Origin of the sequence: Shewanella sp. M-Br (assembly GCF_036245925.1) — a bacterium.
GTDB classification, from domain to species: domain Bacteria; phylum Pseudomonadota; class Gammaproteobacteria; order Enterobacterales; family Shewanellaceae; genus Shewanella; species Shewanella oncorhynchi.
This window is the reverse complement of record NZ_BJBV01000010.1, coordinates 68,850-90,424: the sequence shown is the minus strand read 5'-3', so window position 1 is coordinate 90,424 and position 21,575 is coordinate 68,850. Positions and strand designations below refer to the sequence as shown.

Annotated in this window: 21 protein-coding genes; 5 read left to right on the top strand and 16 right to left on the bottom strand. The window is 44.8% G+C overall.

The window, feature by feature from the left end:
- Positions 1 to 115: 115 nt before the first annotated feature.
- Both AAA952_RS10350 and AAA952_RS10345 read right to left on the bottom strand, forming a co-directional pair.
- Positions 116 to 349 (bottom strand): hypothetical protein, encoded by a 234-nt coding sequence (locus AAA952_RS10350; RefSeq protein WP_338256729.1) that lies wholly within the window; start codon positions 347 to 349, stop codon positions 116 to 118.
- An 88-nt stretch (positions 350 to 437) separates the two neighbouring features.
- On the bottom strand, positions 438 to 1,286 hold the full coding sequence (locus AAA952_RS10345; RefSeq protein ID WP_338256727.1) for a putative phage abortive infection protein: 849 nt from the start codon (positions 1,284 to 1,286) through the stop codon (positions 438 to 440).
- Between the two features lie 413 nt (positions 1,287 to 1,699).
- Here AAA952_RS10345 and AAA952_RS10340 point away from each other — a divergent pair, with 413 nt between their 5' ends.
- Both AAA952_RS10340 and AAA952_RS10335 read left to right on the top strand, forming a co-directional pair.
- On the top strand, positions 1,700 to 1,837 hold the full coding sequence (locus AAA952_RS10340; RefSeq protein WP_338256725.1) for a hypothetical protein: 138 nt from the start codon (positions 1,700 to 1,702) through the stop codon (positions 1,835 to 1,837).
- Positions 1,838 to 2,826: 989 nt separating this feature from the next.
- Complete coding sequence (locus AAA952_RS10335; RefSeq protein ID WP_105251417.1) at positions 2,827 to 3,291, top strand: chemotaxis protein CheX; 465 nt, start codon at positions 2,827 to 2,829, stop codon at positions 3,289 to 3,291.
- Between the two features lie 424 nt (positions 3,292 to 3,715).
- On the opposite strand, the gene alr is transcribed toward AAA952_RS10335, so the two are convergent.
- Positions 3,716 to 4,792 (bottom strand): alanine racemase, encoded by a 1,077-nt coding sequence (gene alr, locus AAA952_RS10330; RefSeq protein ID WP_219250590.1) that lies wholly within the window; start codon positions 4,790 to 4,792, stop codon positions 3,716 to 3,718.
- Positions 4,793 to 4,895: 103 nt separating this feature from the next.
- On the bottom strand, positions 4,896 to 6,302 hold the full coding sequence (gene dnaB, locus AAA952_RS10325) for a replicative DNA helicase (RefSeq protein WP_105251415.1): 1,407 nt from the start codon (positions 6,300 to 6,302) through the stop codon (positions 4,896 to 4,898).
- Positions 6,303 to 6,427: 125 nt separating this feature from the next.
- Here dnaB and AAA952_RS10320 point away from each other — a divergent pair, with 125 nt between their 5' ends.
- Complete coding sequence (locus AAA952_RS10320; protein WP_338256720.1) at positions 6,428 to 8,626, top strand: S46 family peptidase; 2,199 nt, start codon at positions 6,428 to 6,430, stop codon at positions 8,624 to 8,626.
- Between the two features lie 533 nt (positions 8,627 to 9,159).
- Here AAA952_RS10320 and rplI read toward each other — a convergent pair.
- From rplI to rpsF, 4 genes are read right to left on the bottom strand one after another with little or no spacing between them, the layout of a single operon-like run.
- Entirely contained in the window at positions 9,160 to 9,612 is a 453-nt protein-coding gene (gene rplI, locus AAA952_RS10315) for a 50S ribosomal protein L9 (protein WP_113939970.1), read from the bottom strand.
- 36 nt (positions 9,613 to 9,648) lie between these two features.
- Positions 9,649 to 9,876 carry a 30S ribosomal protein S18 gene (gene rpsR / locus AAA952_RS10310; RefSeq protein WP_006083042.1) on the bottom strand — a complete coding sequence of 76 codons (228 nt, stop codon included), beginning with the start codon at positions 9,874 to 9,876 and terminating at the stop codon, positions 9,649 to 9,651.
- 12 nt (positions 9,877 to 9,888) lie between these two features.
- On the bottom strand, positions 9,889 to 10,194 hold the full coding sequence (gene priB, locus AAA952_RS10305) for a primosomal replication protein N (protein ID WP_105251411.1): 306 nt from the start codon (positions 10,192 to 10,194) through the stop codon (positions 9,889 to 9,891).
- An 8-nt stretch (positions 10,195 to 10,202) separates the two neighbouring features.
- On the bottom strand, positions 10,203 to 10,598 hold the full coding sequence (rpsF, locus tag AAA952_RS10300; RefSeq protein WP_105251410.1) for a 30S ribosomal protein S6: 396 nt from the start codon (positions 10,596 to 10,598) through the stop codon (positions 10,203 to 10,205).
- A 213-nt stretch (positions 10,599 to 10,811) separates the two neighbouring features.
- Here rpsF and AAA952_RS10295 point away from each other — a divergent pair, with 213 nt between their 5' ends.
- Positions 10,812 to 11,555 carry a DUF481 domain-containing protein gene (locus AAA952_RS10295; RefSeq protein ID WP_338256715.1) on the top strand — a complete coding sequence of 248 codons (744 nt, stop codon included), beginning with the start codon at positions 10,812 to 10,814 and terminating at the stop codon, positions 11,553 to 11,555.
- A gap of 242 nt (positions 11,556 to 11,797) precedes the next feature.
- A complete protein-coding gene (locus tag AAA952_RS10290; RefSeq protein WP_338256712.1) occupies positions 11,798 to 13,240 on the top strand; it encodes an MFS transporter in 1,443 nt (480 codons plus the stop codon).
- A gap of 126 nt (positions 13,241 to 13,366) precedes the next feature.
- On the opposite strand, the gene rlmB is transcribed toward AAA952_RS10290, so the two are convergent.
- From rlmB to zapE, 8 genes are all read right to left on the bottom strand, one after another.
- Positions 13,367 to 14,107 carry a 23S rRNA (guanosine(2251)-2'-O)-methyltransferase RlmB gene (rlmB, locus tag AAA952_RS10285; protein ID WP_028759536.1) on the bottom strand — a complete coding sequence of 247 codons (741 nt, stop codon included), beginning with the start codon at positions 14,105 to 14,107 and terminating at the stop codon, positions 13,367 to 13,369.
- Positions 14,104 to 16,527, bottom strand: a complete 2,424-nt coding sequence (rnr, locus tag AAA952_RS10280) for a ribonuclease R (RefSeq protein WP_338256708.1) — start codon at positions 16,525 to 16,527, stop codon at positions 14,104 to 14,106. Before rnr ends, rlmB begins: the two co-directional genes overlap by 4 nt.
- A 39-nt stretch (positions 16,528 to 16,566) precedes the next feature.
- Positions 16,567 to 17,223, bottom strand: a complete 657-nt coding sequence (gene motX / locus AAA952_RS10275) for a flagellar protein MotX (protein WP_105251405.1) — start codon at positions 17,221 to 17,223, stop codon at positions 16,567 to 16,569.
- Positions 17,224 to 17,335: 112 nt separating this feature from the next.
- Positions 17,336 to 18,631, bottom strand: a complete 1,296-nt coding sequence (locus AAA952_RS10270) for an adenylosuccinate synthase (RefSeq protein WP_028759421.1) — start codon at positions 18,629 to 18,631, stop codon at positions 17,336 to 17,338.
- 72 nt (positions 18,632 to 18,703) lie between these two features.
- The gene (locus AAA952_RS10265) at positions 18,704 to 18,892 is read right to left on the bottom strand and encodes a DUF2065 domain-containing protein (protein WP_198573776.1); all 189 of its coding nucleotides are present in this window, start codon (positions 18,890 to 18,892) and stop codon (positions 18,704 to 18,706) included.
- A gap of 138 nt (positions 18,893 to 19,030) precedes the next feature.
- The gene (gene rpsI / locus AAA952_RS10260) at positions 19,031 to 19,423 is read right to left on the bottom strand and encodes a 30S ribosomal protein S9 (protein WP_006083052.1); all 393 of its coding nucleotides are present in this window, start codon (positions 19,421 to 19,423) and stop codon (positions 19,031 to 19,033) included.
- A 14-nt stretch (positions 19,424 to 19,437) separates the two neighbouring features.
- The gene (rplM, locus tag AAA952_RS10255; RefSeq protein WP_105251403.1) at positions 19,438 to 19,866 is read right to left on the bottom strand and encodes a 50S ribosomal protein L13; all 429 of its coding nucleotides are present in this window, start codon (positions 19,864 to 19,866) and stop codon (positions 19,438 to 19,440) included.
- Between the two features lie 290 nt (positions 19,867 to 20,156).
- Complete coding sequence (gene zapE / locus AAA952_RS10250) at positions 20,157 to 21,269, bottom strand: cell division protein ZapE (protein WP_338256698.1); 1,113 nt, start codon at positions 21,267 to 21,269, stop codon at positions 20,157 to 20,159.
- Positions 21,270 to 21,575: the final 306 nt, after the last annotated feature.

The window sequence follows — 21,575 nt, the reverse complement described above, 5'->3', positions numbered from 1 at the left end:
TCTAAGGCATAACGCCTTGCTCACCGGCGAGTAAGTTGGTGCTGTTTTTGCGGCTTTTTTTAGCGAAAAACCGGCGACAACTGTATCGAGTCCGCATGCAGCAACTTGTTAGGCATTATTTCTTGCAAAGACTCATAATTACTTTTGAAGTAATACCTAATTTTTTCACATAAATATCAGAGCCAGCTCCACAATCCGAATGGGCAACCATGACAACCTCAAACATGGTTCCTTTTTCGTTAACATCCATTTCTACCCACTCGCCAATTCGAGGGTGCGTTTTATAATTCTTACATCCAAGCCCTTCAGGCGAACCCGATGAAATATCTATTGTTATTAGTTCGTACATGACATTTTCCTCTTTGAAGCTTTACGTTTGGTTAAGGGACGGGCTTTAGCCCGTTCCTGTGAGCGAAGCGAACAATTTCAATCACTTGTTAGACGCCTGCACGGGCAGCAGCCTTTAGTTTCTTTCTCAATAATTTCATCTCATTTCGATCATGAGGCATAACTAGGGCAGTTGGCACTTTGATAATTTCAACACCATGGATGCGCTTATAAAGTTCACGATGCGTTGTGCTTAGATTAGAATACCGTACTCGAAATTTAATTAGACCAGATAAATGCATTAGCTCGCGGAGCTTATCGTTCTTCGTAGAGACCAAGCAGCAATAGAAGATGTATTTGGCTTCTGCTGATGTTATTTGGCTTGCTACAATGTCCCAGTAGGGCTCACGTTCAATATCATCTTTTAAGTCGCGCTCAACTAGCTCTAGAATCGCCCGTAGTGTACCCAGATAACGGGCTTGACGGGTTAGTTGCTTTTGCACTTCTATAAATAACTGAACTTCATACAGCGGCCGCTTTTCCTCGATCTCCAGAAAACTCGTATATTTTTGCATTGTGCGGTTGAGTCGCTTACACGTGTGGTTTAGAGCGTCAATACCGGCATAAACGGAATCCTCTTCGACAATACGTATACTCGCAAGGTTCTCGCGGTATAGATCAAGAAGACGGTAAAATGAACCTTCAAATCGTTGAATTCTAAATATTTCTCTCGATTCTGTCAGTTCTTGTCGTTGATGCAAAATTGTTATGACAATTCCTGCAAACGCTAACCCCGAGAATAGGGAATTAGTCAGTCCAAACGTATCCCCAAAAGCCCCAGCGTTGCTTATCGAAAACTCAGACATTGGCCAAATAAGGAAAATGACAATAGAGCCGTAGGTTACGATACATAATAGAATGGCTCCGATTGCTAAGGCGGCGTATTTCTGTAGATTCACGTGATCCCTCACTTGGTGTCTAACGTCTTAGTATTTATGCGCTGCGTTGTTTGCAGGGCATAAATCGCTTGAACATTTTATTAGTCCGCATGCACGTTTACGTCGTCAGACCAGTAAAAACGAGTACAGTTAACTATTTGTATTAGAAGAACTTATCAGATTTTCATCAAATAGACTATTCGAAAAACGCGCATGTGCGTTTTCCAAACCTATTAACACACACGGCCAAAAAATAACTTATTGATAATTAATACAATATTTAAATAAACATAAGTACAAACGCGAAAAAAATTTTTACGTCCTCCTTGAACTCAGCGATTTGTAGATAATGCTGCATATATAAAAAGCACTAAAGAAGTTACTATCATGAGTATGAAAGCTCCTTTTAAAGCAGTGTTCAAGAAGAAATGCGCATGCGTGGTTACAGCATCAGGACGGAAGAAGTGACGCGGATATTTAAGCTTGACAATATTTGTGGACGTATCATCTTGTGGGACACTGTCGAGTTACTGAGTATTGATGAATGGGAAGGTGCTTGGCTCAGCCTATAATCTAAATTTGTTTAACTGCATTTGTAATCTAACCGACCTAAACCTAATGGGGCCCCAATCATTTAACGGTGCCCCATTGATAACAAAACAAATCACTAATCCCCCATATGGCTCCCATACTAGCCCACAGCCCGCTGGAAACAATAAAATCAGTCCAATCCAACATGGGCGCAATGGAAAATGTTCTATCGATTGGAATAGCTGATATAACAGGGGGTTTACTCATTTTAGATTGAATCATCACTCTCACATTCTATTAAGCGGTTTTCACACATCTGTGCATTTGTCTAATTGCTGGGCATCCTGTGAGGTATCCCAAATTATAAGATTGAGTACTCAAGATGGTGTTCCCAGTAATTGACTCGGGAACACGTACTGAACAACACACTACAAATGCGTCGTTAGGGTGAAGCAAAAAGTGAGACAGTTTACAGCGAACATCGTACTTTTACAAAGTCAGCTAAGACACTCAAGGCCAAGACGCCTTTTTGATAGCACTCCACAATGCCGAAAATAGCCATATAAAATTGGATTAAGTAAGACGCGATGGGATAGAGAGTTGAGTAGCAACGCCTTCTCACAAGTTCAAGTACTAATAAAAGTCGAGTTACTCCATAAAAAGGCTAAAAAACTTTGCAGCATCGGCACTCATGAGCCACTATGAATGGGGCTAATGCAGCCGATATATTGCCATTTTTTGTATGTATGAGACGTAAAACAACGCTATTTGACGATAAGCGTCTTCCAAGCAAACTTATGAACCATCATACAAAACGGTCTAAACAATAAAGGACACGGTTATATGGAGCTTTAACTGCCTATAACTCAGATAAATGATAAGAATATCTTTAAATTAGCCTCACATTTATAGCTGTCTCATCTAAGCTGATAGAGTGTGATCAAGATTGCTGTCGATAAGCAACTTTTCTAATAGCCTTAAGCAATGCCATTACTCCATGGTTTAGGCTCAAAAGAGGACAAACTTAGGCATGAACGTTAATTTTATTAATCCTTTCCTCCAATCTTTGCTCAATGTCATATCTACGATGGCGAGCATGGATTTGACGCCGGGCAAACCCCAAATCAAAGTAGATAACTTAGCAAAGGGTGATGTATCCGGCCTAATAGGTCTTGTTGGACCCCAAACAAAAGGATCACTGTCGATTACCTTCGAACAAAAGCTTGTTTTGCAGATAATGCAGAATATGCTGGGCGAAAACCCGGGTAAAATTAACGAGGAAGTGACTGATTTAGTAGGCGAAATCACGAACATGGTGACTGGTGGCGCAAAAAATCTTTTGGGTCAAAAAGGCTATGAATTTGAAATGGCCACTCCTATGGTCGTATCAGGAAAAGGCCATACTATTTCCCATAAAGCTAATGGCACTAAGATTATCATGCCATTTACAAGCCCGCATGGTACTGCTTATATTGAAATATGTTTTGAAAACTAATAGCTAAAATGCATCAAGCCAGTCAGCTCAAAATACATTAACTATCCTGTCGCTCTGGATCTTATGTTTCATTCGCTTATTTAAAGCCAGATAACAAAGATCAGAACGGCTGGTTTAACGTAGCCTGAATTGAGGTATTTTTATCGTCCATTTTGCCACCTAACACCAGTTCAGCACAGCTTCATCCTCAGGTCCAAAACATATTGCGTCGCCAACTGTGAACTGCAAACCACTATTTTGCTTATCTCAGCCCTACAGGTTCGACACTTCTCCCGCTAACAAATAACTATAATTCATAGTGTTATTTGCAGTAACCATTCGTGTAGTGGCAATTATTCATCCTGACACTTTACATAAAAGAAAACGGTGTTTAATCACCGTTTTCTTGCTAAAAAGTGTCCCAGAATAATTCTATCTGTCAGGGTTAAGCTAAGCAAACAGCAACCCTTGGCGTAAGCTTAGTGACTAATTCGTAAGCGATAGTGCCGATATGTTCAGCGACTTCCTCCACGGGTAATGCCTTACCCCACAGCAATGCACTATCACCAACTTTATCTTGCGCCCCTTGGCCTAAGTCAACAGTCAACATGTCCATAGAAACACGGCCGACTATGGGTACGCGGCGACCATTGACCCACACGGGTGTGCCTTCCGGTGCATTGCGAGGATAACCATCACCATAACCAATCGCCACTACACCTAAACGAGTATCTTGCTTCGCGGTCCAGAAACAACCATAGCCCACTGGCTGATTGGCTTTATGATCCCGTACCGCAATCAACTGTGATACCAATTCCATCGCAGGAACTAGCCCGTGATTCGCACCGCAATCACCAGTAACAGGAGATACGCCATAGAGTGCAATACCAGGACGGATCCAATCGCCTTGGCTCTGAGGCCAATACAAGGCACCAGCAGAGTTTGCTAAGGTTCTAAATCCGGGCAAGCCTGCCGTTAACGTATTAAAAGCCGCCATCTGTACTGAGGTATAGGTGTTTTCAGGCTCGTCCGCACAGGCAAAATGTGTCATCAAATGGATCGGTTTTGCCACATTTGGACAGGCCATTAACCTTGCGTAAACCGTTGAAAATTGTTCGGGCGTAAAACCTAAACGATGCATGCCTGAATCCACTTTAAGCCAGACAGTGACAGGTTTTGACAACACAGTTTGCTCTAACATTTCAAGCTGAGAACTGTGGTGCACTACAGTGTCGATATCATGCCCGACGAGTAACGGAAGATCGGTGGCACGGAAAAAACCTTCTAGTAATAACAAACGCGCTGTCACGCCGCCCGCTCGTAATTCTAAGGCTTCATCCAATCGCGCTAGGCCAAAACCATCGGCATTGACTAAACAATTGGCGACATTCAATAATCCATGACCATAACCGTTCGCTTTAACGACGGCCATCACACGACTCGCTGGTGCCTGTTGACGCAACGCAGCGAGATTGGTTTGCAGTGCACTACTGCTAATTTCTGCACGGGGAAAAGGGTTCAAAATTTACCTTGTTTACTCAGGAAATAAAAAGTCACGGATATAAAAAAATACATCAATACAGCTCATCTTCTGCAAACGCAAACTGACTGTTTTTAAACGTCAATTAATCTTCTTCAAACTGCGGCCCAGCATAATTATCGAAACGCGAAAATTGGCCTTGGAAAGTGAGCCGCACCCGACCAATGGGGCCGTTACGTTGCTTACCAATGATGATTTCTGCCGTGCCTTTATCTTGAGAATCGTTGTTATACACTTCATCGCGATAAATAAACATGATGAGATCCGCATCTTGCTCGATAGCACCCGATTCACGTAAATCCGAGTTGACAGGACGTTTATCGGCCCTTTGTTCGAGCGAGCGGTTAAGCTGCGACAGGGCAATAATCGGGATTTCCAACTCTTTGGCTAATGCTTTCAGCGAGCGTGAAATTTCAGAAATTTCTAAGGTACGGTTATCTTTTAAGGCGGGCACCTGCATTAACTGCAGGTAATCTATCATGATCATAGATAAACCACCGTACTCACGGGCGATACGACGCGCGCGGCTACGGACTTCGGTCGGCGTTAACCCCGAACCGTCATCGATATACATTTTACCTTGTTCGAGCATGATACCCATGGTCGATGAAACCCGCGCCCAATCTTCGTCATCGAGTTGACCAGTACGGATCTTAGTTTGATCAACACGGCCCAAGGAGGCCAGCATACGCATCATAATCTGTTCTGACGGCATCTCGAGACTGAAAATAAGTACGGGTTTATCTTCATTCATTGCGGCCTGTTCGCACAAGTTCATCGCAAAGGTGGTTTTACCCATAGAAGGACGCGCCGCAACGATAATCAAGTCGCCAGACTGGAAACCAGCGGTCATTTTATCGAGATCGTTAAAGCCGCTCGACACTCCAGTCACACCGTTGTGGGGGTTATTGTAAAGCTGCTCAATCTTATCAACGGTTTTTTCCAGAATGGTTTTAATGCCTTCTGGACCTTCATTAGCATTAGTTCGCATCTCGGCGATCTTAAAGACTTTACTCTCAGCCAAGTCGAGTAATTCACCCGAGTCCCGACCTTCTGGGTTATAGCCCGCATCGGCAATCTCATGTGCGACGCGGATCATGTCACGGACCACGGCCCGCTCACGGACGATTTCAGCGTAAGATAAAATGTTACCCGCACTTGGGGTATTTTTCGCAATCTCACCTAAATAGGCAAAACCACCGGCATCTTCTAATTGATTTTCAACTTCGAGCTGTTCAGAAACCGTGATCAAATCGATCGGTTGCCCTAAATCGACCAATCTGTGCATGGCAGAAAAGATCATCTTATGTGAGCGAGAGTAAAAATCCTCTTTTACGACAGCCTCTGCGACCCTGTCCCACGCTTCGGCATCTAACATCAAGCCGCCTAATACCGATTGTTCAGCCTCAATTGAATGCGGTGGCAGCTTGAGTCCATCAAGCTGCAAATCTCTTGGCTTACTTTTAGGCTTAAAAGCACCTTGTTGTGACATTAACGCTCCCGATTTCCAACAACTTAACAAAATATGATATAAAACCCGCGTCAAGCAAACAGGATGTTTACACTCGCCTGTTATTTCATTCCAACGGACACTCTAACAATCAATAAGGAAAGAACATGCGTATTGCATTGGTTGCAGCCTTAGTACTGACATCCGGCATAGCAACTGCCGACGAAGGACAATGGCAACCTTATCAAATGCCTTCAATTGCAGACAAACTCAGTGAACGCGGAATTGATATTCCGGCAGAAAAACTGGCAGATCTGACAAGTTATCCAATGAACGCTGTGGTTGGGCTGGGCTATTGTACCGCCAGTTTTGTCTCCCCCCAAGGGCTAGTTGTGACAAACCACCATTGTGCCTACAAGGCGATACAATATAACACTAAGCAAGAGCATAACTACCTAGAACAAGGCTTTTTAGCAACATCGATGGACAAGGAGCCCTCTGCCGGTCCTAACGAACGTTTATACATCACAGAAGCAGTGACCAATGTCACCGCGCAAATCAATAAAGACCTCAGCCAAGACCCGCTAAGTCGTTACGAAGACATCCAAAATCACAGTAAAGCGCTCATCAAAAGCTGTGAAGCCGATGCTAACTATCGTTGTAATGTGCGCAGTTTCCATAACGGCTTAGAATACTACTTAATCAAGCAATTGATGATCCGCGATGTGCGCTTAGTCTACGCACCACCTGAAAGTGTTGGGGGCTATGGTGGCGATATTGATAACTATGAATATCCACGCCATTCGGGTGATTTTGCCTTCCTACGGGCTTACGTCGGAAAAGATGGCAAACCCGCCGTGTATAGCGACGATAATATTCCTTACCAGCCAAAGAGTTACCTTAAGGTCAATGCCGATGGCGTAAAAGCCGGTGACGGCGTGTTTGTGGCGGGTTACCCAGGCACGACTAGCCGTTACAACCTGACCAGTGAACTTAAATTTGCCAGTGATTGGTTGTACCCAACTCAAGCTAAGCGTTATCAATTACAGATTGATACTATCGAGGCTATGGGACAAAAAGATGCCGATATCGCCATTAAGTACGCAGGTAATATGGCCTCAATGGCCAACCGGATGAAGAAACTCAACGGCCTACTAGCGGGTTTTAAAGCAACGGATATCATTGGCATTAAGCAAAGCCGTGAAGATAATTTTTTAGCTTGGCTTAAACAAAACCCTAAGCTAAATCAAAATCTCATTGCTGAGTTAGAAGTGTTACTCGCCGAGCAACAACAAGCATTCCAAAGTAATTACTACTTTACCAATGCCCAATCTAGCACATTGTTAACCGCAGCAAACAGCCTCTACCGTCTTGCTAAAGAAAAACAAAAGCCCGATGCCGAGCGTGAGCAAGGCTACCAAGAACGTGATATTGCTATGCTAAGCTCACGTCTTAAACGTATCGATTCAAGTTTTGATGTCACTGTTGATAAGACTTTGTGGCTACAGGATTTAAATGCTTACCTTAGCCAATCAAATCGCGTAGCTGCACTCGATGAAATGCTAAGTGCGAACACTAAAGATGCCGATCTCGCAGCTAAACTCGATGGTTTGTACTCACTCACTACGCTCACAGACCAAGCTAAGCGCCTCGCGTGGATGAATGCCGATGCTAGCGCTTTCGAAACCAGTGCCGATCCCTTTATTCGTTTAGCCGTAGCACTTTATGACACGAATATGGCACAGGAAAAGTCAGAAAAAATCTTAGACGGCAAGCTGTCTAGTGCTCGCCCTGATTATATGGCGGCCGTGATCGAATACTACAAAGCAAACAACTGGCCAGTCTATCCTGACGCCAACGGTACGCTACGCATCAGCTACGGTATGGTCGATGGTTATCAATCCCGCGATGCGCTGTACAAACAGCCATTTACACGTCTTGATGGGATAGTGGCTAAGCATACCGGCGTTGAGCCCTATAATGCCCCGAAAAAACTCCTCGATGCGATTAGCGAACAACGTTTTGGCGATCATCTGGTGAAGTCGGTGTATCAAGATCCCCGTGGCTGGATTTGCAGACTCTTCTCTTGTTTAGATAAACCAGAGGAATTTAACTCAGTACCGGTTAATTTCTTATCCAGCGTGGACACCACAGGTGGTAACTCCGGCTCACCAGTCTTCAACGGAAAAGGTGAGTTAGTGGGCCTTAACTTCGACTCAACCTATGAAGCTATCACTAAAGATTGGTTCTTTAACCCAACCATCACCCGTGCAGTGCACGTGGATATTCGCTATATCCTGTGGATGATGGATGAAGTGGATCATGCCGATAACTTAATCCAAGAATTGGATTTAGTGAGAAATTAATACTCTGAGCCAAACACGGATTTAACCCATCTAGTCAAAAGCCGCTCACTGTCATGACAGTAAGCGGCTTTTATTTGGGCTAGTATTTTAAACGCGGATACGCTTTGAGACTGAATGAGTAGACATATCACTTGCCGCATTATACCAATCGTATTAAATATCTGTTCATTCAGCGGGAGTTCAACGCGCTTTAGACAAGGCGAAGGCTTGAAGGCATAGTGGTGCTCTGTCGAAAGCCTTAAACGCAGTATAAAGCGCTTTGCCATGCCGTTAACATCAGCCGCCCTTCGGGAGCCTCACAGGCATCCCACTCCCGTGTTACATTGACTTAAAAGGAAATAACCATTTCTGCGTCAATGCGCCTTGGATTGAGATGCCTGTGAGGCTCTGAACTGATTAGATATTTAATGTGATTGGTATTAATCCATCGCAAACCAATATCAAACCATATTGACCACAGCTAAATACTGAATTTCAGCCATAAAAAAACACCGCCGAAGCGGTGTTTCTCTTAAGATTAAAGCAAGGAGTAATTAAGCTTCTGCAACGATAGAAACTTTAACAACAGCTTTAACTTCAGTGTGTAACTGAACTTCAACTTCGAAGTCGCCAGTAGTACGCAGAGCGCCTAATGGTAAACGAACTTCTGATTTAGCCAGCTCAACACCAGCAGCAGTCACTGCATCAGCGATGTCACGGTTGCCAACTGAACCAAACAGTTTGCCTTCATCACCCGCTTTAGAAGCAATAACAACAGCTTCCAGTGCAGTGATTTTCTCAGCACGTAGGTTAGCAGCAGCTAATTCAGCAGCTAATTTAGCTTCTAATTCAGCGCGACGAGCTTCAAATACTTTAACGTTGCTTTCGTTAGCAACAACAGCTTTACCTTGTGGCAAAAGGTAGTTACGAGCGTAACCAGCTTTAACAGTAACTTGGTCACCCAAGTTGCCTAGGTTAGCGATTTTATCAAGCAGAATAACGTTCATTATCAAATCCTCTATATTCGATTAGGAATACTGCAATTACTGATGTAAATCAGTGTATGGCAGTAGAGAAAGATAACGAGCACGCTTGATAGCGCGAGCTAGTTGGCGCTGATATTTAGCACTAGTACCAGTGATACGGCTAGGAACAATCTTGCCGCTTTCAGTGATGTAGTTCTTTAAAGTAACGATATCTTTGTAATCAATTTCTGCAACACCTTCAGCGGTGAAACGGCAGAACTTGCGACGACGGAAATAACGTGCCATGTTGACAGTCTCCTAAGTTTTCAATTCGACATTTTCGGCATGGATGACTAAGCGGTTCTGACCATTACGCCCCTGTTGAAGCGTCATAAAGCCTTGCACTTGTACTTCCACACCTGCTTTCAGATCTTCTGCGACGCTTTCAAAGCGTGGGCCACTCAATATCACTTGAATTTGTACATAGACGTTGCGGAGCATTTCGGCTTCATAACGCTGCGATTTGTGTTCCAACATAATTACACTGTGTGCAATACCTGCAGGGCTTTTAAAGCGTCTTGAACGAGTTATCGTTCCTGACAACACCAAGTTATTGGTGGTCACAGATTACCTTACTCAGCGATTTCTTCAGCGTGAGCTTCATCATATGAGCGTTCGCCAGCTGGGCCACGACGTGAATCGCGCTCATCTCTAGCTCTAGCCATTGGAGATGCTTCAGTAACGGCAACTTTAGTACGCATTACCATGTTACGCAGAACTGCGTCGTTGAAACGGAAAGCTGTTTCTAGCTCTTCGATCGTCTCTGCTTTAGCTTCAACGTTCATCAGAACGTAGTGAGCTTTATGCAGGTCAAGGATTGGGTAAGCCAGTTGACGACGGCCCCAATCTTCTAAACGGTGGATTGTGCCGTTAGCTTCGGTGATAACACCTGTGTAACGCTCAATCATACCTGGTACTTGTTCACTTTGATCTGGGTGAACCATAAATACGATTTCGTAATGACGCATTTATTGCTCCTTACGGTTATGTAGCCTCGGTATTGGCTCAGTCAAACCAAATGGAGGCAAGGAACGAAAAATAGTGACTGATTTGAGCGCGAGATAGTACAGAAAGCAAGCCAGAAACTCAAGCAATAACTTTGCCTCGCCAATCAATACAGGTATGATGGCAGTTCGCCTACATTCGGACGTCTGAAATCAGCTAACCAAGAATAAAACATAATGCTAAAAGTTATTGCGCCAATCAGTTTGTTTTTCCTTTCATTTCCTGCGCTTGCGCTTGTTCCACCTGATTATCAGGAACCGCCCAGCGATTTTACGGCGGAAATCGAAGCTGGCTTGCAACTGAACACAGGCAATACCGAATCCAGCAGTTTTAATGGTCGAACCCAACTGATTTACGATACAAAGCAAACCAAGCAAGAAGCCACACTAAAAGCCTATTTTGCCTCAGAAAAAAGCAAGACGACTTCCGAAAAATACGAACTCCAACTCCAGTCGAACTATAAACTCACTAAGGGTTATATCTTCGGACGTGGTGATTTTACTTGGGATCAATTCGGTAGTTACACGCAAATATCAACGCTTTCGAGTGGTTACGGTTTCAATGCTATCAGTAGTTATAAAACAAAACTCAGTCTCGAGTTCGGCCCAGGTTATCGATATAACTTACCTGCAGAATCGGTAACCATCCCCAGCCCTGATGCCGAAAAAGATGTCATTCTTCGTACCGCTGCCAAATTCTCTCAAAAACTACAGGAATACAGCAGTCTCAATGCCGATCTCACCGCGGAAGTGGGCGAGAACAACAACACCCTCACCTTAGATATGAACTATAAAAATCTGGTGTTCCAAGATTGGGCATTTAAGATCGGTATGAACATCAAATACACTGAAGTGGTACCAGAAGGAAGCCAACCCATGGATACCATCACCACCTTCAACTTGCTTTACACTTTTAGATAACTCCTTTTAAAAAATACGAAAAAATACATAGACTAACATGACGCTCACAGCCTACTCTGCTGGCGTCTATGTGAATGCTTTACAAGCATCCCCTTGAGTTGTCCCGACATAATTCAGTGATTTTTTGAGCAGAAATGCGCAATTAATCAAGATTTACCAACAATTTGCAACACAACATAAACACTAACCCCTGATATACTCACTCCTCATTATCAATCTAGTTTGTGTTTTCGGAGTTGTATATGTCTAATCCGCTGCGCACTTTCGCCTCTTTATATAGCACCACGTTATTAATGGTATTAGCCGGCGGCTTGCTTACCACCTATCTTGGGCTCAGGCTCTCAGTGATGAATGTGCCACAAATATGGATTGGCGGCATGATGTCGGCCTACTATGTTGGCCTAGTGGCAGGCTCTAAGATTGGTCATCGACTTATCGCTCAAGTGGGTCATATCCGCGCCTTTGTCGCCAGTGCTGGCATAGTCGCTGCATCGGCATTAGGCCATGCACTCGTGGATGAGCTAGCGGTTTGGCTGCTCCTCAGACTCGTGGTCGGCATGGGGATGATGTGCCAATACATGGTGTTAGAAAGTTGGCTTAACGAACAAGCTGAAAGTAATCAAAGGGGCACAGTGTTTGCGAGTTATATGATCGTATCTTACTTCGGCTTAATCTTGGGCCAAGGTGCGATCAGTATTTTCCCCGAATTAGGACTAGAGCCACTACTGCTTATCGCAATTTGTTTTTCACTCTGTATCGTACCGATTTCACTCACGCGTCGTCTTCACCCTGCGCCCTTAGTCCCTGCCCCACTCAAAATTGCCTATTACTGGAAAAAAGCACCACAAGCACTCACGACAATCGCGATTGGTAGCATGATAGTGGGTTCGTTTTATGGTCTCGCTCCCGCCTACGCCAGTAACTTAGGTTTACCGCCTGAAAAAGTCGCCACGTATATGACGGCAACGATTTTAGCGGGATTACTGGCACAGTGGCCAATGGGAAAATTGTCCGACATTATGTCCCGCAGTCGCCTTATCCGTATCAACTGTATATTGCTCGGTATCTTAGCCTTAGCTATCGCCTTAACGCCCTATCATCCGGTGATTTCGCTGGTGATGACTTTCCTATTTGGTATTTTAGGTTTCACTTTCTATCCACTCGCCACAGCGCTTGCCAACTCTCGAGTAGAGCAAAATGAGCGAGTAGGCTTATCAGCAACAATATTATTAACCTTCGGCTTAGGCGCCAGTATCGGTCCGCTTATCGCATCGACATTAATGCAATGGTTTGGCAATAACATGTTATATGGCTTTATGTCAGCCTGTACCTTAATACTCTTTGTGCGTTTACGTTATGTACATTCACAGCAAAAAGTCGAAACCAATGTCACCCAAGACTACATAATGGCGACGGGCGATTTAGTCTCGTCACCACTAGCGGCAGCGTTGGACCCACGGGTTGATGTTGAATCAATTCAAGAGCATATGACGCCAAGCGCTAACTTAGATGAATCGGAGCATGATTTAGGGGCCGATGGCGTCGATGACGATATTATCGATGATAATGAGAGTGATGAGGAGCAACTCGCCTTTAGTTTCGATATTGAGCAAGCAGAGCCTGAAGCCGCTCAAATTGATGAAACTGATAGCAAGCAGGTTAACCTAGACAAAGCGCTGACGTAAAAAGGCCAATAAAAAACGGATTAACTTTATATCGTTAATCCGCCTTTTTATTACGACCAGTTGTTACTGAAGGTTGTGACTAAAAGCCTGATACTGCATGTGTGAGATCAGGCAAACGTGAGCGTATTAGCTACGACGCTGACGCACCGCTTCAAATAAGCAAATACCCGTTGCAACCGATACGTTCAAGCTAGACACACTACCGGCCATAGGGATAGAGATCAGTGAATCGCAAGACTCACGGCTTAATCGGCGTAAGCCTTTGTCTTCAGCTCCCATGGCAATCGCCAATGACCCCTTGAGATCGGCTTGATAAAGCTCGCAATCTGCCTCGCCTGCAGTGCCCACAATCCACACACCTTTATCCTGCAGGTGACGCATAGTGCGCGCAAGATTAGTCACTTGGAATAAAGGCACTGTTTCCGCAGCGCCACATGCCACTTTACTCACAGTCGCCGTTAAGCCAACTGAATTGTCTTTAGGCACGATAATACCTTGTACGCCAGCCGCATCAGCATTACGTAGGCAAGCGCCTAAGTTATGGGGATCCGTCACACCATCCAAGATCAACAGGAATGCTTGCTCAGTGTTAGCAAGCAGCACATCTAAATCTTGCTCATTCAATACTTTCGCCGCTTTAACGCGCGCGACTATGCCTTGATGTTGGCTGCTTTCCGCTTTGTCATCTAAGGCTTTACGAGAAGCGACTTGAATCGTCGTGCCAAAGGCTTTAGCCTGATCGGCCAGCACAGTTAAGCGCTCATCGTCACGGCCTTGTAACAGCCATAACTCGATAATGCGCTCAGGGCTGTGTTTTAACAGGGCTTCAACTGCGTGGATCCCAAAAATAATATCTTGTTTTTTCATTTATTTCTCGTGCTCCGCTTAGCGGCTTTTGGCTTTTTAGCCGGATCTTTTACTGCTGCTTTTTTAGCTTTAGTGCCAGCTTTGGCCTTAGGTTTGGTTTTGCCTGTTTCAGCCTTGGCGCTAGATGCCGCGGTTTTGCCTGCTTTACCTTGCTTAGCGCCTTCACGATTAACGCGCTCACGGGCTGTCATCGGCTTATCACGGCTGGCAGATGCTTTACGCTTACCACCTTTGCCGTCATCACCCAGCATAACCAAATCAATCTGTCTGTCATCTAGGTTAACTGCAGCGACCTTAACCGTCACAGGATCGCCGACTTGATAAACTTGACCTGTGTGCTCACCGATAAGACGTTGACGCATAGGGTCGAATTGGTAGTAATCGCTACCAAGACTTGAGATATGCACTAAGCCATCGATAAACAGTTCATTTAAGCGCACAAACAAACCAAAACTGGTCACTGAGGCAATTACAGCTTCAAAGGTATCGCCGACGTGATCTTGCATAAACTCACATTTCAGCCAATCGCTAACATCGCGAGTCGCTTCATCGGCACGACGTTCTGTGGTCGAACACTCTTCGCCCAATTGGTCGAGCTCATCGAGCTGATAGTGATAACCACCATCCTGCGTCCACTTCTCAGTAGCTTCACCTCTTTCCTTCGCCAGTAAATAACGGATCACACGATGTAACACTAAATCCGGATAACGGCGAATGGGCGAGGTAAAATGCGCATATTCTTCTAAGGCTAAACCGAAGTGACCTTCGTTATCCGGAGTGTAAATTGCCTGACGCATAGAGCGCAGTAACATCACTTGGATAAGTTCAGCATCAGGGCGGTCGGCAATTTGCAGCATCACGTTCTGGTAATCTGACGGCGTTGGCTCAAGTCCGCCAGGCATAGTCAAACCACGCTCAGCAAGGAACTCTTTAAAGTTCGCCAACTTTTGCTCAGATGGCGCTTCATGCACTCGGTACAGCACGTCGCCTTTGTGTTTCTTCACAAATTTAGCCGCAGATACGTTGGCTAAAATCATGCATTCTTCAATGATTTTATGGGCTTGATTACGGCCACACGGCACGATTTTATCAATCTTGCGCTGCTCATTGAAAATGAACTGCGTTTCCATGGTTTCAAACGCAATCGCACCACGCTCGGCTCTTTGCTCATCTAGTGCTAAATACAATGACTGTAAACACTGCAAATGCGGGAACAAGACTTCATGCTCAGGCGCAATTGGGCCGCCTTCTAACATTGCTGCCACTTGGGTATAAGTGAAACGGGCATGGGAATACATTACAGCCGGATAAAACTTATAACCCGACAACTTACCTTTAGCAGATACGGTCATCTCGGCGACCATACATAAACGGTCGACGTGAGGATTAAGCGAACATAGGCCATTGGAGATTTTCTCCGGCAGCATAGGGATCACTTGCGATGGGAAATACACAGAGTTACCACGGGCACGTGCTTCGGTATCTAAGGCAGAATCAGTGCGGACATAATAACTAACGTCCGCAATCGCAACCCATAAACGCCAGCCGCCACCGGCTTTTTTCTCCGCGTACACGGCATCGTCAAAATCGCGGGCGTCTTCACCGTCGATAGTCACTAATGGCAGATGACGTAAATCCACACGACCGACTTTATCGGCGTCGGTTACTTCATCGGGAATACGGCGCAGTTTCTTCTCAATCACAGGTGACCAAGTATGGGGTAAATCATAATTACGCAGGGCAATTTCGATTTCCATCCCCGGCGCCATTTGCTTACCGAGCACTTCAGTCACTTTACCCGCAGCCTTAACAAAACGGCCTGGGCGACGCGTTAATTCAACCACAACCACATCACCTTGACGGGCGCCGTTGCGATCTTCATTCGCGACTAAGATTTCTTGGGTAATACGCTTATCATCGGCAATGACAAATGCCATACCGCTATCAACATGATAACGGCCAACAATCGCGGCACTGCGCGACTGGATCAGACGCACCAAACGCGCTTCGCGACGGCCACGACGATCTGTGCCCGCTTTTTGCGCCAGCACTTTATCACCGTGGAAATACATCAGCATGTCGCGGTTCGAAATAAATAAGTCATCACCGCCTTCATCTGGTTTGAAAAAGCCGAAGCCTTCTCTGTGTCCGAGCACAGTGCCGGGGATCAGATCCATTTTCTCGGGTAAGCCATAGCTCTGCCCACGAGTGAACACCAGTTCGCCATCGCGTTCCATCGCACGTAGGCGACGGCGCAAGGCCTCAAGTTGTTCTTCCTCTTGGATGTTTAACGCCGCGGCAATGCTGTCACGGGTGATAGGTGATTTTTGAGAACGTAAGTAATCGAGAATATACTCACGGCTTGGGATAGGGTTTTCGTACTTATCCTGTTCACGCTCAAAATGAGGGTCTTTGATCATTCAATATCCAAATAATGTGTCTCTAGATTAAGAGACCACTTAACGGGTTCGCAACTGTTCTTGCTGGGCCCGCGCCACTGCACTGGGGGGCATTTTAGCTGCTAACACCTGCAGTAAAGACAAGGCTTTTTTCTTAGTCGCCTCGTCCGCAAATACATCGTTATATAACCAATGATAGGCCATCTCGTAATCCCTAGGACTACCATAACCTTCACCGAATAAACGAACTAACATCATACGAGCGGATAAACTGCCACTTGCAGCCGCAGGCAGTAAATAATGCACTGCTCTGTCTTTATTGCGGATGACAAATTTCCCACTCTGATAATACTCGGCAAGCTTTAACATCGCTTCTGAGCTACCTTGTTCGGCCGAGTCACGTAACAAAGCAATACCCTTCACAGGGTTAGCCTTCACACACGTTCCATGATTGAGCATTTCGCCCCAAAGAAATTGATATAAAGGCTGTTTTAAGACTTGGGCTCGCGCCTCAATGTCTTGGACTAACTGGCAATCATCACGTTTCACTTTCGCTAAGTATTGATTGCTACGGATCAAATCAAGCAATTGATCTTGACTATAAATATCCACCGCCTGCGTTTCAGCAAAGCACATTGAAGATACTAAAGGCAGTAGCGCAACGAGTGCTGTACGTAGCATAACGACTCTCAATGACAGTAGGATGAATACTTGCATCGGCAGTATAACCTATTTCTTGAGCTTGAGCTGAATTTCTAACCGCAGAATAAAACAGAGAAAGGCATAAAGAAGCAGAGAAAAAGGCCGTGAAACACGGCCTTAACAGATCTTAATTGAACGGATTAACCAAAATCATGGTTTCGTTACGATCAGGACCCGTAGAGATAATGTCGATAGGTGTTTCTAATAACTCTTCAAGACGCTTGATATAATTGATCGCTGCTTGAGGCAGTTGCTCAATTGATGTCGCGCCAAAAGTCGACTCGCTCCAACCCGGCATAGTTTCATAAACCGGCGTAACCAGTTCATAACCTTCAGCGGCCAGCGGAGTGACTTTAGAGATAGTGCCATCAGGATTCTGATAACCGACACAAATCTTCACTTCTTTCAGACCATCAAGTACATCTAACTTAGTCAAGCAGAAGCCGCTAACACTGTTGATTTGAACTGCGCGGCGCATTGCCACAGCATCCAACCAACCTGGACGACGCTTACGACCCGTTGTTGCACCAAACTCATGACCTTTAGTACCTAAATGATCGCCGACTTCACATAATAGTTCAGTTGGGAATGGACCTGCACCTACGCGAGTGGTGTAAGCCTTCATGATACCTAAGACATAGTCTAAGTGACGCGGACCAAAACCTGAACCCGTCGCAACACCACCGGCAGTGGTATTTGAAGAGGTTACAAATGGGTATGTTCCGTGGTCGATGTCGAGTAATGTACCTTGAGCGCCTTCGAACAGAATTGGCTCACCCGCTTTACGCGCAGTATCCAATAGTTCAGTCACATCAACACACATGCTCTTCAGATAATCGGCCATAGCCAAAGCATCTGCTAGCGTTTGCTCGTAATCAACCGCTTCGACTTGATAGTACTCTGTCAGCATAAAGTTATGGTATTTCATAACTTCTTTCAGCTTTTCAGCAAACAGTTCAGCATTGAACAGGTCGCCTACTCGCAGACCGCGACGAGAGATCTTGTCTTCATACGCAGGTCCAATACCACGGCCAGTTGTACCAATAGCTTTATTACCGCGCGCTTTTTCACGGGCAATATCAAGGGCACAGTGGAAGGGAAGGATCAGCGGACACGCTTCAGAGATCAACAGACGTTCCTCAACAGGAACTCCACGATCTTTCAGCATGTTGATCTCTTTCATCAGGGCGTCAGGTGCAAGCACCACACCGTTGCCAATAATGCATTTCACATTATCGCGCAGGATACCCGATGGGATCAGATGAAGAACGGTTTTTTCACCGTCGATAACCAAGGTATGACCAGCATTGTGGCCGCCTTGATAGCGAACTACATATTTTGCCTGTTCTGTTAGAAGGTCGACAATCTTACCTTTTCCTTCGTCACCCCATTGGGTGCCGAGAACAACTACGTTTTTGCCCATTATTTGCTGCAAGGTTGCGGTTAAAAAAGAATTTTAACAGATCTTAGTTAATAAGGGCAAGCAGGCTGTTTTTCATGCAAAAATAACCCAAAGAACGACTCCAGCCGTGACTAATGCCCCACCAAGTCGCTGGATAACTTGCTGATTTTGATGGGAGAGTTCATTTAAATAACGACGCCATTTATTTGGGAATAATAATGGCCCAAGGCCTTCCAAAACCAACACAAGTGCCACTGCTAGCATAAAAATCTGAAAAGTCATGCTTACCTCAAACTCACTCGCTTAATATAAATTTATTGTATATCAGCATACTCCAACCAAAGAGTTTTCTTATACCGTCAATTTTTAGCCAATAAAAAACCCAGCACAGGCTGGGTTTTTTGATATTCCAAAAACGAATTAACGCTTAGAGAATTGTGGCTTACGACGTGCTTTACGTAGACCCACTTTCTTACGCTCAACTTTACGAGCGTCACGGGTAACGAAACCAGCAGAACGAAGTGATGGACGCAGTGCTTCATCTAATTGCATCAGAGCACGGGTAATACCGTGACGGATTGCGCCTGCTTGGCCAGTGATACCACCGCCTTTAACAGTTACATAGATGTCCAGCTTGTCAGTCATTTCAACTAACTCTAAAGGTTGACGAACAACCATACGAGCAGTTTCACGACCAAAATACTGATCCAAAGGACGTTGATTTACAACGATGTTGCCACTACCTGCTTTAGCGAAAACGCGAGCTGTAGAGGTTTTGCGACGGCCAGTGCCGTAGTACTGAGTTGCAGCCATTTGCTTAATCCCGTTTAGATATCAAGAACTTGAGGTTGTTGTGCAGTGTGGTTATGTTCTGCGCCAGCGTAAACTTTCAGTTTACGGAACATGGCACGGCCCAGAGGACCTTTTGGTAACATACCCTTAACTGCTTTCTCGATGATCATTTCTGGCTTTTGCGCTTGCAGCTTTTCAAAGCTGATTTGCTTAATGCCACCAGGGAAGCCTGAATGCGAGTAGTACGTTTTGCCTTTCGCTTTGTTACCAGTAACAGTCACTTTTTCAGCATTAACAACGATGATGTAATCACCGGTATCAACGTGTGGAGTGTATTCTGGCTTATGCTTACCGCGTAAACGGACAGCGATTTCAGTAGCGATACGACCTAAAGTTTTGCCGTCTGCGTCGACGACGAACCAGTCACGAGTTACAGTTTCTGGTGTAGCAGTAAAAGTCTTCATTATTACAAAAACCCAAAGTTAATTTTCTGTCTCACATGCTGCCTGCATTTGCAAACAACACAAAATTGCCTTTTAGTACCCCTTCGAGCACCGACTTCGGCTTACAACTTCCGCCCAATTGGCGGAGTAACGTGGGCAGGTGGCGGAGTATAGACAAAGCTGAGTTAAAAATCACCTGATATTTTGATAAAAATTATAAAATATCGACCAATCGGACTTGTCATCCTAAGGATTAACAAGCCTCTGGTGATTTAAGGCCGCAGCTAATGCAAAACTCTTACACTACTGGGTTACGGCAGGTGTTCGGTTTTTAAATAATCGTGGGATTGCATCTCAATTAAGCGTGAACGGCAACGCCTAAATTCGAAGTTAAGCAAACCATCGGCATAAATATCTTCGAGTGGCACTTGAGCCGATACAATCAGCTTTACATTGCGCTCGTAAAATTCGTCGACCATAGCTAAAAAACGTCTAGCGATGTCATCGCCAGTCAAAAAGGCACCCATTTGTTCTATGCCACTCACGAGAACAGTGTGATAAATCCGCGCAAGTTCCATGTAATCACGCTGGCTTCGTGGACCATCACAGAGCGCTCTAAAATCGGCCAACAATACGCCCTGCGCCTGCTGCCGAATACTAATACTGCGGCCTTCTATTTCGATGTCACCAGTAAGCACCTCAGACTCAGGCGCTAACTGACTAAAATAACGTATCAGATTGGCATCAGCGTGTGCATCTAACGGATGATGATAAATCTCTGCTTGCTCAAGGGTACGCAATCGATAGTCAATGCCAGAATCCACATTGAGTACTTCACAATGTTGATTAATTAAGGCTATCGCAGGTAAGAAACGTGCGCGCTGTAAGCCATTTTTATATAAGTCGTCGGGGATAATATTCGAAGTTGCAACCAGCACAACACCTTCTTTAAATAACGCTTGAAACAGCGTACCTAATAGCATGGCATCGGTAATATCAGAGACAAAGAATTCATCGAAACAGATAACGCGATATTTTGCAGCCATCTTTTTCGCAATCACCAACAAGGGATCGCGAACGCCTTTTAACTCGTCCAAATCTAAATGCAATTTATGCATAAAGCGATGGAAGTGAGCCCGCAATTTTTGTTCACCAGGCAAGGCATCAAAAAAAGTATCCATCAGGTAGGTTTTACCGCGCCCAACTCCGCCCCAAAGATACAGACCTTTAGGTGATGCTGGTGCCGATTTTAAGCCTAATGCGCTAAACAATTTCCCCACAATAGAACTCGGTTCTTCTGCCGTAGTTAAGTCTTCATAGACGCGTTGTAAAGCCTTAACGGCAATTTCTTGAGCCGGATCATGGGAAAAACCGTCGCGGGTAAGATCTTTTTGATAATGCTGCCAAGGGCTTAACTGAGGCACGTTTAAATTCTCTTATGTCCTTTATTAAAACTGTGACGATATTAGCACGCCCAATATGACGCAGGATATATTAATGCAGAATACGACTTTTACCTTAACGCTAAACTGCATACAAACGTCTAATAAGCATCTATGCTGTAGGTCATTTTAATCGGCAAAATCCGCTAATATTGGGGCTTGAAAAATCCTAATCTCGCCCACAGATTTCTGTTCAGAAACAAGTATGAAACAGCCGACAAAATAGGCTAAAAAAATTAACATTTATTAATATAATGAACTTTTTCAATAAGGTGCGAGTCAGAGTGA

Coding starts and splice junctions, on each gene's coding strand:
- AAA952_RS10350 (WP_338256729.1), bottom strand. CDS start 349: ATGTACGAACTAATAACAATAGATATTTCATCGGGTTCGCCTGAAGGG.
- AAA952_RS10340 (WP_338256725.1), top strand. CDS start 1,700: ATGCGTGGTTACAGCATCAGGACGGAAGAAGTGACGCGGATATTTAAG.
- AAA952_RS10335 (WP_105251417.1), top strand. CDS start 2,827: ATGAACGTTAATTTTATTAATCCTTTCCTCCAATCTTTGCTCAATGTC.
- dnaB (WP_105251415.1), bottom strand. CDS start 6,302: ATGTCACAACAAGGTGCTTTTAAGCCTAAAAGTAAGCCAAGAGATTTG.
- AAA952_RS10320 (WP_338256720.1), top strand. CDS start 6,428: ATGCGTATTGCATTGGTTGCAGCCTTAGTACTGACATCCGGCATAGCA.
- rplI (WP_113939970.1), bottom strand. CDS start 9,612: ATGAACGTTATTCTGCTTGATAAAATCGCTAACCTAGGCAACTTGGGT.
- rpsR (WP_006083042.1), bottom strand. CDS start 9,876: ATGGCACGTTATTTCCGTCGTCGCAAGTTCTGCCGTTTCACCGCTGAA.
- rpsF (WP_105251410.1), bottom strand. CDS start 10,598: ATGCGTCATTACGAAATCGTATTTATGGTTCACCCAGATCAAAGTGAA.
- AAA952_RS10295 (WP_338256715.1), top strand. CDS start 10,812: ATGCTAAAAGTTATTGCGCCAATCAGTTTGTTTTTCCTTTCATTTCCT.
- AAA952_RS10290 (WP_338256712.1), top strand. CDS start 11,798: ATGTCTAATCCGCTGCGCACTTTCGCCTCTTTATATAGCACCACGTTA.
- rlmB (WP_028759536.1), bottom strand. CDS start 14,107: ATGAAAAAACAAGATATTATTTTTGGGATCCACGCAGTTGAAGCCCTG.
- rnr (WP_338256708.1), bottom strand. CDS start 16,527: ATGATCAAAGACCCTCATTTTGAGCGTGAACAGGATAAGTACGAAAAC.
- motX (WP_105251405.1), bottom strand. CDS start 17,223: ATGCAAGTATTCATCCTACTGTCATTGAGAGTCGTTATGCTACGTACA.
- AAA952_RS10270 (WP_028759421.1), bottom strand. CDS start 18,631: ATGGGCAAAAACGTAGTTGTTCTCGGCACCCAATGGGGTGACGAAGGA.
- AAA952_RS10265 (WP_198573776.1), bottom strand. CDS start 18,892: ATGACTTTTCAGATTTTTATGCTAGCAGTGGCACTTGTGTTGGTTTTG.
- rpsI (WP_006083052.1), bottom strand. CDS start 19,423: ATGGCTGCAACTCAGTACTACGGCACTGGCCGTCGCAAAACCTCTACA.
- rplM (WP_105251403.1), bottom strand. CDS start 19,866: ATGAAGACTTTTACTGCTACACCAGAAACTGTAACTCGTGACTGGTTC.